We start from the raw sequence: 13,015 nt of genomic DNA, 5'->3' as shown, positions 1-13,015 counted from the left end.
CCCCTTGGCCACACTCACCCCCAAGCCGGTCACACCACCTCTAAGCCTGTACATTCATGTACCCTGGTGCGTGCGCAAATGCCCCTACTGCGACTTCAATTCCCACGCTGTTCAGAGCGACATACCAGAATCCGCTTACCTGAATGCACTGCTTGAAGACATTGATCAGGATATCGCATTGGCATCAGGCCGCACGGTGGAAACCGTGTTTATCGGTGGTGGGACACCCTCGCTCATGAGCGGTGGATTTTACCAAAATCTATTCAAAGGGCTGCGGGAGCGGCTGACCTTTGCTGCCGATGCAGAGATTACGCTGGAAGCTAACCCGGGCACTCTGGAAGAAGGCCGGTTTGAAGCCTTCCGCGATGCCGGCATCAACCGTTTGTCTATCGGTGTACAAAGCTTCAACCCGGCTCACCTGAAAGCTCTCGGCCGTATTCATGACAGCACGGCGGCACATAGAGCGATCGAGTCTGCTAAAAAAGCCGGCTTCGATAACTTCAATCTGGACTTGATGCACGGCCTCCCCGACCAAACTCCAAGCGAGGCGCTTGACGACCTCAAGACAGCAATGGGTCATGAGCCTCCTCACATTTCCTGGTACCAGCTGACTCTTGAGCCGAATACCGAGTTCTATAGTCGTCCGCCAGATTTGCCAGACGATGATCTGCTCTGGGAGATTGCTCAGCGCGGTGGCGAGTTTTTGCACCAGCACGGATTCAGTGACTACGAGGTATCTGCCTGGTGCCAGCAAGGCAAGGCTTCAAGGCACAACCTTAACTACTGGACTTTCGGGGACTACCTGGCACTGGGCGCAGGAGGCCACGGCAAAATCAGTCTTCCCGATGGCACCATAAAGCGTTACTGGAAAACACGGCAGCCAGAGGCCTACCTGAACCGAATTGGCAGTCGCACCGCCGGAAGCGACACTATTGAGGCCGCCGAGCTCCCTTTAGAGTTCCTGATGAACGCGCTGCGCCTGCGCAAAGGGGTGGACGAACGTCTTTTCTATGAGCGTACGGGTTTACCCTTGTCATCCATTGAGGTACAACTTCAGTCATTGCGTGATGATAAACTGCTGATTGGTGACCGACTTCAAGCCACCGGCTTGGGGCAAAGGTACCTGAACAGCCTGTTGGAGCGTTTTCTGTAATGAACACGGCAAAACGATTGTTGGCTTTTCCCAAGCGTCTGAAAGGCTGCCTGATCGCAACGGCGGTGTTACTCGCTGCACTAATACTGATTAATCAGCCGCTGAAAACCGGCTCTGCGCATCAAGGAATTGTAAGCTTTCAGCTAGCGGGGGGCGCTGAGCACGCGCTGGCGATTGTACAAAGCTGGGGAGAGGAGGGTCTGCAATGGGCCAAACTGTCCCTTTGGCTCGATTTCTTTTTCATTCCTGTCTACTGCCTGACCCTGATTCTGCTAACGCGACACTGCACACTCGACCGACCTGGCATTCGTGAGCGGACCGCTGCCCGCTGGGTCAGAACATTGTTTATTTTGGCCGGTCTGGCGGATGCGACGGAGAACGTTCTGCTGCTGAACAACCTGGACGCACCTACAGATGCCATCAGTCTTGCAGCCACTATCAGCTCCCTGACCAAATTTACGGCGCTTACACTCGGCATTGCAGGGCTGGTGATTATTCGTGCTGCCCGGCGCCAGCCATTGGCACCGGGGTAACTGCCAGAACGTGAAACCTAGTTGGTGCGGTGAAACAACAAATCCCAAACACCATGGCCCAGGTTTTCCCCACGCTTTTCAAACTTGGTGACCGGGCGATAATCCGGTCGCGGTGAGTATTTGCCCTGCTCCTGGGTATTAGCAAAACCTTCCGACTCGCCCATTACGTCCATCATATGCTCTGCGTAGTTTTCCCAGTCTGTAGCCAGGTGCAGAATGCCGCCAACACGCAACTTGTGGCGGATGCGCTGAACAAATTCAGGTTGAACCAACCGGCGCTTGTGATGCTTCTTTTTGTGCCAGGGATCCGGGAAGAAAACCATAACCTGATCCAGGCAGGCATCCGGCAGGCATAGATCGATCACATCGTTAGCATCTATGTTATAAACGCGGATATTTTCCAGGCCTCGCTCTTCGATCTCCTTGAGCAAAGCGCCCACGCCCGGCAAATGAACTTCCACTCCAATGAAATCCTGCTCCGGCGCCGCTTCAGCCATGTCCGCCAAGGAACGACCCATGCCGAAACCGACCTCCAGGTTGAGCATGGCATCGCGGCCAAATACCTGACGCGGGTCAATCATTCCGTTTTCACGGCTTAAGCCAAACTTTGGCCAACTGCGCTCGTAGGCCTTTTTCTGGCCTTCCGTCATGCGCCCTTGGCGCAACACAAAACTACGGACGCCGCGACGAGTTGTAATCGGTGAGTCGCTTGTTGCTTGTTTCGATAGATTTTCGTCGCCAAGGTCGTGCGGTTCTTTTTGATCAGTCATCTGCAATCCTTAACCCCCGGCTGTGGGTGTTGTTAACGGTATTTGCATACAGTTTACCAGAGTAGAAAGAATCAGGCGGATACCACAGAGCTCTTTCCGGTTTGGCGATCAAACTGTCGGTAACCCAGGGCCTCGATCAGGTGAGGCTGAGTAACCGAATCTGACCCATCAAGGTCTGCCAGTGTACGGGCAACCCGCAGTATCCGGTGCAGCGCCCGGGCTGATAGCCCCAGCTTTTCCATGGCGCCAGAAAGCAACTTTTCACTGGTGTATTCAAGGCGACAGGCCTTCTGCAACTGGCGGCCGGCCAAAGTCGCATTCACACACCCGCGTTGTGTCTGGCGCTCTCTGGCAAGCGCTACCCGCTCTCGCACCGCGGCACTGGGCTCGCCGTCACCGCCGGATTGCATCAACACATCGCCACTTTGCACAGGCACTTCTACGTGCAAATCGAATCTATCCAACAGTGGCCCGGAAATTTTCGAGCGATAACGCATCACCTGCTGCGGCGTACATTGGCATTCAATGGTGGGATGCCCGTTGTAACCACATGGGCAGGGGTTCATCGCGCCGATGACCTGAAATCGAGCAGGAAAAGTGACCTGCCGCGCCGCGCGGCTGATGGAAATCTCACCGGTTTCCATGGGTTCACGCAGCACTTCCAGAACCCGACGCTCAAACTCCGGCAACTCATCAAGAAAAAGCACCCCCCGGTGTGCCAGCGAGATTTCGCCCGGCCTCGGGCTGCTGCCCCCGCCCACCAGCGCCACTGCGGAAGCGGTATGATGGGGAGATCTAAACGGTGGTTGGCGCCAACTGCCCTCGCCCACTCCCAACCCGGCGACCGAGTGCACGCTGGCCACTTCCATGGCGTGATCATCGCTCAAGTCCGGCAGGATTCCGGGTAACCGGCTGGCCAACATACTCTTGCCGGTTCCTGGAGGGCCAAAAAAGAGTAAATTATGGGCACCAGCGGCAGCCACTTCCAGTGCCCGGCGAGGGACACTCTGGCCACGCACATCCGCGAGATCAGGCGTACTCGAAAGAGCGAATGGTTCAGGCTTTGTGCGGGGCACAGGCACCAATCTGGCGCGCCCACACAAGTGCTCGCAAACCGCCAGTATATGCCCTGCTGCCAGCACATCATCATGGCTTGCAAGCGCTGCTTCTTCAGCGTTGCTATTGGGCACCAGCAAACTCCGCCCCGCATTCCGCGCTGCGAGAACCGCAGGCAACACGCCTTTTAGCGGGCGAAGTGCACCATCGAGGGAGAGCTCTCCAAGGAACTCCAAGGCAGCAAGGCTTTCGGCAGGAATCTGTCCTGAAGCGGCCAGGATGCCAAGAGCAATGGGCAGGTCAAAACGCCCACCCTCTTTCGGGAGATCTGCGGGGGCAAGGTTGATGGTTATTCTTCTGGCTGGGAATTCGAAGCCTGCGTTCAACAATGCACTTCTTACCCGTTCGCGGCTTTCACGCACCCCGGTTTCTGGCAGGCCAACAATAGAAAGCGCGGGGAGTCCTCCTGAGAGGTGAACCTCAACCGTGACCTCGGGTGCAGACACGCCAATGATGGCGCGGGAATGAACAACGGCAAGCATAACAACCTTCCATGGTTTCTGACGAATCAGTGCGGGCCCTGGGCTGATGGACCCACCTTAGCCCGGCTTCCTGCCGGGGTTAAAATCAACTTACTGCGCTTTCGCAGACTTCTCCAGCTCAACCACTCTTTTTTCGAGGGACTCTACCATTTCACGGGTTTTCATAAGCACTGCTTGCTGGGCATCAAATTCGTCGCGAGTCACGAGTTCCAGGCGAGACAGTACCGCCATGACCGTAGCACGGGCCTGGGTTTCAAAATCGTCCCTGGCAGCACGTGCCATATCCGGTACAAATTGCCCAAACTGCCCCTGCAATTGCGCAAAAATATCCTGTGGGCCTTTCACTCGTCACCTCACTGATTAAAATAATGTCCGGTTTCGGCCAAAAGACAACAGCCGCTACCTGTTAGCAGGAGTGTATCACACAGCCAGCCCTGCCATACTAGGCGTGGTGAGCACTATAATAACCCTGCCTGCCCCTTGGCTTGCTCCGTTGTGGCTCACGGGATGGCAGAGCGCCCTAATCTGGTGCATAAACTGGTTCCAGGATTAATACCGCCCTGCAATCATAAAGCTACAAAATATTGATTTAAATGTATTTTTTTGCGTTGGCACACCCGGTGCTATAGCTCTTGTACGCAATCCGCACAGTTGACGTGCAGAGCAGCAGCACTCCGAACTCAACGAATGGCCGGTGGCCTCGTATGTTGGGACGGTTTTACCAAGGAGAAAGCAATGAAACTTGTGACAGCGATCATCAAGCCTTTCAAGTTGGATGATGTCCGAGAGGCACTATCCGAGATTGGCGTACAAGGCGTAACCGTCACCGAAGTGAAAGGCTTCGGACGGCAGAAGGGCCACACGGAACTCTATCGTGGCGCAGAGTATGTGGTGGATTTTCTGCCAAAGGTGAAAGTGGAAGTCGCTATTGGCGACAACCTGCTGGATCAGGTTATCGAATCCATTACCAAAGCTGCCAATACCGGCAAGATTGGCGATGGCAAGATCTTCGTGACCGAACTGCTACAGGCGATTCGAATTCGGACAGGCGAAACCGGCGAAGAAGCGGTCTGATTCGGCTCTGATTACCTGAACAAACCAACGCAAAAAAACCACTCTGAAGTGCCTTGTGCGGAGGGCTTCCTATGGAAAGCAATGTTTTTCACCTGCAGTATGCAATAGATACCTTTTATTTCTTGATGTGCGGCGCATTAGTAATGTGGATGGCTGCCGGTTTTGCCATGTTCGAATCCGGGCTGGTAAGAGCTAAAAACACCACTGAAATCCTCACCAAAAACGTCGCACTCTATGCCATTGCCTGCACCATGTATCTGGTGTGCGGCTATGCCATCATGTACGACGGCACCCTCCTACTGAACGGCATTGAGCAAACCGATGCGGCAGCAGTTCTGGGTGATTTTGCAGGCCGTGAAGATGGCTTTGAGGGCGGTGCCATTTACTCCAGCGCTGCGGATTTCTTCTTCCAGGTGGTATTTGTCGCCACCGCCATGTCGATCGTATCCGGCGCCGTTGCGGAGCGAATGAAACTCTGGGCTTTTCTCGCCTTTGCAGTAGTAATGACCGGCGTCATCTACCCTCTGGAAGGCTCCTGGACCTGGGGCGGCAAGGATGTTTTCGGGTTGTATAACCTGGGCGACCTTGGTTTCAGTGACTTCGCCGGCTCCGGCATCGTCCACTTGGCAGGCGCGGCCGCCGCTCTTGCGGGTGTACTGCTGCTGGGCGCACGGAAAGGCAAATACGGTCCCCAGGGCGAAATCCGAGCAATCCCCGGATCCAACCTGCCGCTGGCTGCGCTAGGCACCTTCATTCTGTGGATGGGCTGGTTCGGCTTCAACGGTGGCTCTGTTCTTAAACTGGGCGATATCGCCAGTGCCAACTCCGTTGCCATGGTATTCCTCAACACCAACGCAGCTGCCGCTGGTGGCGCCATCGCCGCCCTGATAACCGGTCGCCTACTGTTCGGTAAAGCGGATTTAACCATGCTCCTTAACGGTGCAATCGCTGGTCTGGTGGTTATCACCGCCGAACCCTCCACTCCAAGTGCCTTGATTGCAACACTCTGGGGCAGCCTGGGCGGTGTCGCTGTGGTGTTCAGCGTTATCTTTCTCGACAAGCTGCGTATCGACGACCCGGTGGGCGCCATCTCGGCTCACGGCGTATGCGGCTTGCTCGGACTGATGCTGGTACCTGTCACCAACGCCGATGCAACCTTCAGCGGGCAATTGATTGGCGCCGCAACCATCTTCGGTTGGGTGTTCCTCGCCAGCCTGCTGACATGGGGCATCATCAAGGCGGTAATGGGAGTAAGAGTCAGCGAACAGGACGAGTACGAGGGCGTTGATTTGTCTGAGTGTGGCATGGAGGCTTATCCGGAGTTTGTTACCGGGAAGTGATACAGATTCTATCCATGCTAAAAGGGGTGCCAAATGGCACCCCTTTTTTTCAAGCGGAGCTAAATCTTAACTTTCACCCGGACGTGTCTCATCTTCAAGTGCGTCGATCATGAACTGCGGCATAGCCAGCGCTCCGTGGTGCATGCCGCTGTTGTAATAGCGGGTCACGAAGGGGCGTTTATTGGCGTCGTCTTCGCGGAAATACCTCAGCGGATTGCCTTTGCTAGCCATGGTGCAGCTCCACCAGCCGGTGGGGTATACAGGCTGAGGGAACGGCATGGTTTGTACGTGGTCGAAGCCAGCTTTGCGCATGTCGTTGTGCATGTCTTTGATGATGGTATCCGTGTGCAGCAACGGCGATTCGCTCTGCTGCACGATAATACCGCCCTCACCCAGCGCAAGCATGGCATCGCGATAGAAATCCAGAGCAAACAGTCCTTCAGCAGGGCCGACCGGGTCGGTACTGTCAATGATGATGATATCGATGCTGCCAGGATCCACTTCCCGCATCCACTGAACCCCGTCACCAAAGAAAAAGTTGGCTCGTGGGTCATCATTGGATTCACACAGTTCGGGGAAGTACTCTTCAGACATGCGGGTGACACGCTCGTCGATTTCAACTTGCCATGCCTCTTCAACGTCTGGGTGCTTCAGCACTTCCTTCAAGGTGCCGCAGTCGCCGCCACCCACAATCACTACCTTTTTCGGTTTTTTATGGGTGAAGAGCACCGGATGGGTCATCATTTCGTGGTAGAGAAAGTTATCCCGAGTGGTCAACATCACGCAGCCATCCAGCACCATGAGGTTGCCGAAAGTTTCGGTTTCGTAGATTTCCAGTTTCTGAAACGGTGTTTGCTCTTCGTGCAGTTTCTTCTTCACCTGAAGGGAGAAGGCGGTTCCCTGATCCTGGAATACTTCGGTGAACCAATCGTTATTCAGCGTTGTCATGGTGCTCTCCTGCAAAACCCTGGTGCAATGGCCAAAACCGGTATTGTAGGGGCGTGTGCCGGTCAGCCATAGTGTTTGTTGGCAATTATTGTGGTTTAGCCCTGTTGCCGAAAAATCGATGGCCACAGCCTCTTTCAGCTGCAAAGGCTAAACCCTACAATACCAGCCAGGCAGCCGGCCTGCCCGGCCCAGGTTTTCCATAAGGATTGCAAGCATGAGCAACACCAGCGCCTCCCCGGCTCACAAGGTTTACAACATCACCCAATGGAGCGATGGCTATATTGGCGTTAATACCGAGGGCGAGGTTGTTATTCGGCCAAACCGAGGCAAGAACGATGCAGAAATCAACCTGCCAGAGTTAACACGTTCGCTGGTGGACTCCGGGCTCCAGCTGCCTGTGCTGATCCGTTTTACAGACATTCTTCACGACCGGGTGAACAAGCTGTGCAACTCGTTCAACAAAGTCACCGCGGAGCATGGCTACAAAGGGCAATACACCGCGGTTTATCCCATCAAGGTAAACCAGCAGCGGCGAGTAGTTGAAGAACTGATTGCTGCAGAACCGGCTGCCAGCAATGGCCAAATCGGCCTGGAGGCCGGCAGCAAGCCAGAGCTCATGGCCGTGCTGGCACTGGCCAGGCAGGCTGGCTCGGTTATCGTGTGCAACGGCTACAAAGACAGAGAGTACATCCGCCTGGCGTTGATCGGCCAGAAGCTGGGCCACCGGGTGTTTATTGTGGTGGAAAAGCAATCGGAGCTGCCGCTGATCCTGGAAGAAGCCGCAAAGCTGGAGGTCTCTCCCCTTATTGGTGTTCGGGTTCGTCTGGCCACCATTGGTAAGGGCAACTGGCAGAACACGGGCGGCGAGAAGTCCAAGTTCGGCTTGTCTGCCAGCCAGGTTCTGGATGTCGTGAACACGCTGCACCAAGCCGATGCCCTGGATACCCTGCAACTGCTGCACTTCCACTTGGGTTCCCAGATAGCCAATATTCGCGATATTCAGACCGGGTTGCGGGAATGTGCGCGCTTTTACAGCGAACTGAGACACATGGGTGCCCCGGTGAACACTGTGGATATTGGCGGTGGTCTGGGAGTTGATTACGAGGGTACCCGCTCCCGCAGCGCCTGCTCCATGAATTACACAATGTATGAGTACGCCTACAACGTGGTGCGCGTGCTGCAAGCTGAATGTGATCGTTACAACCTTCCGCATCCAGATCTGATCAGCGAATCCGGCCGGGCACTGACCGCACACCATTCTGTGCTGGTGACCAATGTAATTGACCATGAGGAGCCGGAAGATCACTCTGCCAAACAGCCAGAGCAGGATGCACCGGCACCTCTGCAGGATCTATGGCGTGACCTGAAGAGCCTGGAAGACCCCGAATCCCCGCGCTCGTTGGCAGAAATTTATCACGACGTGCTGCACGCCATGTCAGATGTTCACGGCCAGTTTGCCCACGGTACGCTGTCGCTGCAGGAGCGTGCAGATTCGGAAATACTCTATATCCGCTGCTGTCGTTTGCTTCATGGTCAGCTGGACAGAAACAGCCGTGCCCACCGTGAAATCATTGACGAGCTGAACGAAAAGCTTGCTGCGAAGCTGTTTGTAAACTTCTCGCTGTTTCAATCATTGCCGGATGTGTGGGGGATCGACCAGATATTCCCGGTAATGCCGGTGAATGGTCTTAACCGCCCGCTTACCCGCAGAGCCGTTATTCAAGACATCACTTGTGATTCGGATGGTCGTATCGATCGCTACGTGGATGGCCAAGGCACGGAAACCACCCTACCCCTGCCCGAAGAGAAGCCTGGCGAGCCTTTGCTGATGGGTTTCTTTATGACCGGCGCCTATCAGGAAATCCTGGGGGATATGCACAACCTGTTTGGTGACACGCATTCTGTAGACGTGCGCCTGAACGAAGCCGGGGGCTACGACATCAATACGCCCATTATCGGCGACACGGTGGCCCATGTGCTCAGGTATGTTAACTTCGAGCCCAACAACCTGCTGCAAGCCTACCGCAACAAGTTTGCTTCAAGCGGCTTGCCTGAAGGTATCCAATCCGCGCTGCAGGAAGAGCTGGCTGCCGGGCTTGAGGGATACACCTATCTCGAAGAATAAGCGTTTCTTTCGATACCAGACTGATCCGCACTGAAATCCGCCCCGTAAATACGGTGACTGACATTCTCGGGGCGAGTGCATAGAATGAATACCGTAACAAACATAAATCATGCAACAGTCAAGGAGCGTCCGGTGACCACACTGGATCAACAGCCAGCACGTGCCGAGGGCCGAAAGGACCCTTGGAGCCAGTTGTTGGTGAAGGTGGGGAAAAGCCAGGACCGCCAAGCCTATCACTCCTTGTTTGAGCACTTCGCGCCACAGCTCAAGTATTACGCTATGGCAAACGGCATGGCCAGTCACGCAGATGAGCTGGTTCAGGAAGTATTCGTTTCTATCTGGCGCAAGGCCAGCCTTTATGACTGGCAAAAAGCCGCAGCCTCCACCTGGATTTTCACCATCGCACGTAACCAGCGCATTGATATGTTGCGCAAGATGCGCCGAACCAGTGTTGAAATGGCGGTTGAAACCGAAGATCTTTGGCAGATTCCCGGAGAAGACGACAACCAACCGGTAACCTCTCTGCACCGGCTCATGTCTGAGCGGCGCGTAAGGGAGTCGCTCAGCCAACTGCCTGAAGATCAGATTACGGTCATTGCCAAGGTATACATGGAGCAGAAGTCCCACCAGATGGTGGCCGACGAACTGAACATTCCCCTGGGCACGGTGAAGAGCCGGGTGCGCCTGGCGCTAAGCAAACTGAAAGTGATTTTGCAGGATCAGAACGTATGACACGGCATCACCCCGATAGCCTGAGCCTGATGGAATACAGTGCGGGCAACCTGAGCGAACCCCACGCTCTGTGCATCCGCCTCCATCTCGATAAATGCTCACATTGCCGCCACCAGGTTGACACCCTCGACAGCCTTGGTGCTGTGATGATGGAGCAGCAGCCAAAAGTCAGCGTTTCCGGGGCGATGTTCGACGATATTCTTGCCAGAATTGACAGCTCTCCGGAGCTCAAACCACAAGCGACCGTGCAGCCAAAGACGAGCCTTCTCCAGAAACTGTTAGGTGAAGACATCAACAATTTGCCCTGGAAACGACAACTGGGGGATGTCAGCGTTCTGGACATCACCGAAAAGTTTCCGGGCCAGAATGAGCAGGTTGTCTTACAGAAACTGGTAGCAGGAGGCAAAGCGCCCGCTCACACCCATCGTGGCACAGAAACAACCATCGTGTTGCAGGGAATGTTCTCTGACCAGAAAGGCGTATTCAACCAATGGGATTTTGTGGTTCTGAATGAACAGGATGAACACAAGCCCATCGCACTGGGTTCAGATGACTGCATTACGCTTTCGGTTCTGAGTGCTCCATTGAAGCTGACGGGCACCTTCACTCGTTTGCTGAACCCGTTTATACGCTGACTTTTCACGCCCATTTCGGTTTACTGCCGCTTTAGCTGCCCATTACTTCGGCAAGCTTGAGCCGTCCCAGCTCCTAAAGCGGCTCTTCTCCTTCTGTGTGCTATCCCCCCAATAACTGACAACAGATTCCCGGCGGTCTCAGCCGGGCTGTGCACCTGCAGTTGCCCCAGACCGAATAAACCGGTGAACCACCGAATTAAAACAGCCGTATGAATTGGTAATAACACCAGCAAAAGACCAAAAGCGCTCACCAAGGAGAATGCTCATGCAATACCAGGCTCCAGCAAATGATCTTCGCTTTCTGTTGTTTGATGTACTGGGTGTTGACCGGCTTCACGAACTGGAAAAGTACGCCGATGCCACACCGGATCTTATTTCTGCAGTGATTGATGAAGCCGGCAAGCTGGCTGCCGAAGTCATTCAGCCCACCAACCAGAATGGTGATCGTGAAGGCTGCCACTACGATCCTGGAACCCATGATGTGAAAACACCACAAGGGTTCAAGGAAGCCTATAAAAAGTTTGTGGAAGGCGGCTGGACGGCTCTGGATGCACCCGTAGAATTTGGCGGTCAAGGCCTGCCCCACACCCTCAAGTTTGTGGTGGATGAAATGGTGTGTTCCACCAACCTGTCTCTGGGCATGTACCCGGGGCTGACCCATGGTGCCATCAGCGCTCTTTACGCCCACGGATCTGACGAACTGAAGCAAACCTATCTGGAAAAGCTGATCTCCGGTGAATGGACAGGCACCATGTGTCTGACAGAACCTCAATGTGGCACCGACCTCGGTATGATTCGCACCCGCGCCACGCCGAATGATGATGGCAGCTACGCCATTGAGGGCACCAAAATCTGGATTACCGGCGGCGAACACGATCTCACTGACAATATCGTGCATTTGGTGCTAGCCAAGTTGCCCGGCGCGCCGGATACCACTAAAGGCATTTCCCTGTTTATAGTGCCCAAGTTTCTGCCGGAATCCGGCGAGCGCAACCCGGCGTTCTGTGGTGGCCTGGAGCACAAAATGGGTATCAAGGGCTCCGCCACCTGCGTGATGAACTTTGAGGGCGCCAAAGGCTGGCTGGTAGGCGAGGCGAACGATGGCATGCGCTCCATGTTCACCATGATGAACGAAGCCCGCCTGATGGTTGGCATGCAGGGCCTGGGCCTTGCGGAAATGGCCTACCAGGAGAGCCTCGCATTTGCCAAAGAGCGTCTGCAAAGCCGTTCCCTGAGCGGCCCGAAGAACCCGAATGGCCCGGCAGACCCGATCATCGTGCACCCGGATGTGCGTCGAATGCTGATGCGCCAGAAGGTCCTGAATGAAGGTATGCGTGCTTTGGCGTTGTTTACCGGTCACCAGCTGGACCTCTCAGTCGCCCACACCGATGAATCCACACGCGAATCGGCGGATGATCTGGTGCAACTGCTCACCCCCGTAGTCAAAGCGTTTCTGACCGACGAAGGCGCCAATAATGCCAATACAGGTCTGCAGGTACTTGGCGGCTCTGGTTTCACCACCGACTGGCCATTGGAACAGCTGGTTCGTGATGGCCGTATTGCCCGCATCTACGAAGGTACAAACGGTATTCAGGCGATGGATCTGGTGGGCCGGAAACTGAGCTTGAAAGACGGGCAGCTTGTGCGCACTTTATTTGGTGTACTCTCAGGCTACCTGAAGGACAACCCGGAAGCGCCTCATCGCGAAGACCTGAAAGGTGCCATGGGTGCGCTGGAAAAAGCTACCATGTGGCTGGCAACCTACGCCCCGAAAGATCCTGAGCAGGCCGGCGCAGCAGCCACACCTTATTTGCGTTTGATGGCGCTGACGGTTGTCGGCTATATGTGGTCGCGCATGGCAAATGTGGCGAGTCAGCAACTTGCGGCAGGAGAAGGCAACAAGCCGTTATTGGAGGCCAAGTTGGTGTCTGCCCGCTTCTATTTTGACAAGCTGTTGCCGGAAATTCACTGGTTGTTGAGCGACATTGAGAGTGGAAAGGACACTCTTATGGCTATGGAGGACGCTCACTGGGCTGCCTGAGCCCTCAGCCAGACATTCTTGATTAAGCCACACAATGCGTGGCTTTTTTCACCTGTTTTATGTCTG

12 protein-coding genes are annotated in these 13,015 nt (G+C 54.9%); 8 read left to right on the top strand and 4 right to left on the bottom strand.

Annotated features, from left to right (window positions below; translation table 11 throughout):
• Nucleotides 1–4 precede the first annotated feature (4 nt).
• Both hemW and RG807_RS11490 read left to right on the top strand, forming a co-directional pair.
• A complete protein-coding gene (hemW, locus tag RG807_RS11495; protein ID WP_309045009.1) occupies nucleotides 5–1,153 on the top strand; it encodes a radical SAM family heme chaperone HemW in 1,149 nt (382 codons plus the stop codon).
• Nucleotides 1,153–1,686, top strand: a complete 534-nt coding sequence (locus RG807_RS11490; RefSeq protein WP_309045008.1) for a hypothetical protein — start codon at nucleotides 1,153–1,155, stop codon at nucleotides 1,684–1,686. Before hemW ends, RG807_RS11490 begins: the two co-directional genes overlap by 1 nt.
• Before the next feature lie 17 nt (nucleotides 1,687–1,703).
• Here the strand turns inward: RG807_RS11490 and trmB are convergent, their stop codons facing one another.
• From trmB to RG807_RS11475, 3 genes are all read right to left on the bottom strand, one after another.
• Nucleotides 1,704–2,456 (bottom strand): tRNA (guanosine(46)-N7)-methyltransferase TrmB, encoded by a 753-nt coding sequence (trmB, locus tag RG807_RS11485; protein WP_410800629.1) that lies wholly within the window; start codon nucleotides 2,454–2,456, stop codon nucleotides 1,704–1,706.
• 71 nt (nucleotides 2,457–2,527) lie between these two features.
• On the bottom strand, nucleotides 2,528–4,054 hold the full coding sequence (locus tag RG807_RS11480; protein ID WP_309045007.1) for a YifB family Mg chelatase-like AAA ATPase: 1,527 nt from the start codon (nucleotides 4,052–4,054) through the stop codon (nucleotides 2,528–2,530).
• Nucleotides 4,055–4,144: 90 nt separating this feature from the next.
• Nucleotides 4,145–4,399 carry an accessory factor UbiK family protein gene (locus RG807_RS11475; RefSeq protein WP_298452910.1) on the bottom strand — a complete coding sequence of 85 codons (255 nt, stop codon included), beginning with the start codon at nucleotides 4,397–4,399 and terminating at the stop codon, nucleotides 4,145–4,147.
• A 390-nt stretch (nucleotides 4,400–4,789) separates the two neighbouring features.
• Between RG807_RS11475 and glnK the strand changes: the two genes are divergently transcribed.
• Both glnK and RG807_RS11465 read left to right on the top strand, forming a co-directional pair.
• Nucleotides 4,790–5,128, top strand: a complete 339-nt coding sequence (glnK, locus tag RG807_RS11470; RefSeq protein WP_200203395.1) for a P-II family nitrogen regulator — start codon at nucleotides 4,790–4,792, stop codon at nucleotides 5,126–5,128.
• A 71-nt stretch (nucleotides 5,129–5,199) separates the two neighbouring features.
• Nucleotides 5,200–6,468 (top strand): ammonium transporter, encoded by a 1,269-nt coding sequence (locus RG807_RS11465; RefSeq protein WP_309045006.1) that lies wholly within the window; start codon nucleotides 5,200–5,202, stop codon nucleotides 6,466–6,468.
• A gap of 66 nt (nucleotides 6,469–6,534) precedes the next feature.
• On the opposite strand, the gene speE is transcribed toward RG807_RS11465, so the two are convergent.
• A complete protein-coding gene (speE, locus tag RG807_RS11460) occupies nucleotides 6,535–7,416 on the bottom strand; it encodes a polyamine aminopropyltransferase (protein WP_309045005.1) in 882 nt (293 codons plus the stop codon).
• 214 nt (nucleotides 7,417–7,630) lie between these two features.
• Between speE and speA the strand changes: the two genes are divergently transcribed.
• The 4 genes from speA to RG807_RS11440 all read left to right on the top strand — a co-directional run bounded on the left by speA (nucleotide 7,631) and on the right by RG807_RS11440 (nucleotide 12,949).
• Entirely contained in the window at nucleotides 7,631–9,541 is a 1,911-nt protein-coding gene (gene speA / locus RG807_RS11455; RefSeq protein WP_309045004.1) for a biosynthetic arginine decarboxylase, read from the top strand.
• A 132-nt stretch (nucleotides 9,542–9,673) separates the two neighbouring features.
• On the top strand, nucleotides 9,674–10,273 hold the full coding sequence (locus RG807_RS11450; protein WP_309045003.1) for a sigma-70 family RNA polymerase sigma factor: 600 nt from the start codon (nucleotides 9,674–9,676) through the stop codon (nucleotides 10,271–10,273).
• Nucleotides 10,270–10,908, top strand: coding sequence for a ChrR family anti-sigma-E factor (locus tag RG807_RS11445; protein ID WP_309045002.1), 639 nt, complete (start codon nucleotides 10,270–10,272; stop codon nucleotides 10,906–10,908). The genes RG807_RS11450 and RG807_RS11445 overlap by 4 nt, the downstream gene beginning before the upstream one ends.
• A gap of 265 nt (nucleotides 10,909–11,173) precedes the next feature.
• A complete protein-coding gene (locus RG807_RS11440; RefSeq protein ID WP_309045001.1) occupies nucleotides 11,174–12,949 on the top strand; it encodes an acyl-CoA dehydrogenase C-terminal domain-containing protein in 1,776 nt (591 codons plus the stop codon).
• Nucleotides 12,950–13,015: the final 66 nt, after the last annotated feature.

This window comes from Marinobacter sediminicola (genome assembly GCF_031157525.1).
Taxonomy (GTDB): Bacteria; Pseudomonadota; Gammaproteobacteria; order Pseudomonadales; family Oleiphilaceae; genus Marinobacter; species Marinobacter sediminicola.
The sequence above is the reverse complement of the archived record's forward strand: the minus strand, read 5'-3'. Positions and strand labels throughout refer to the sequence as shown.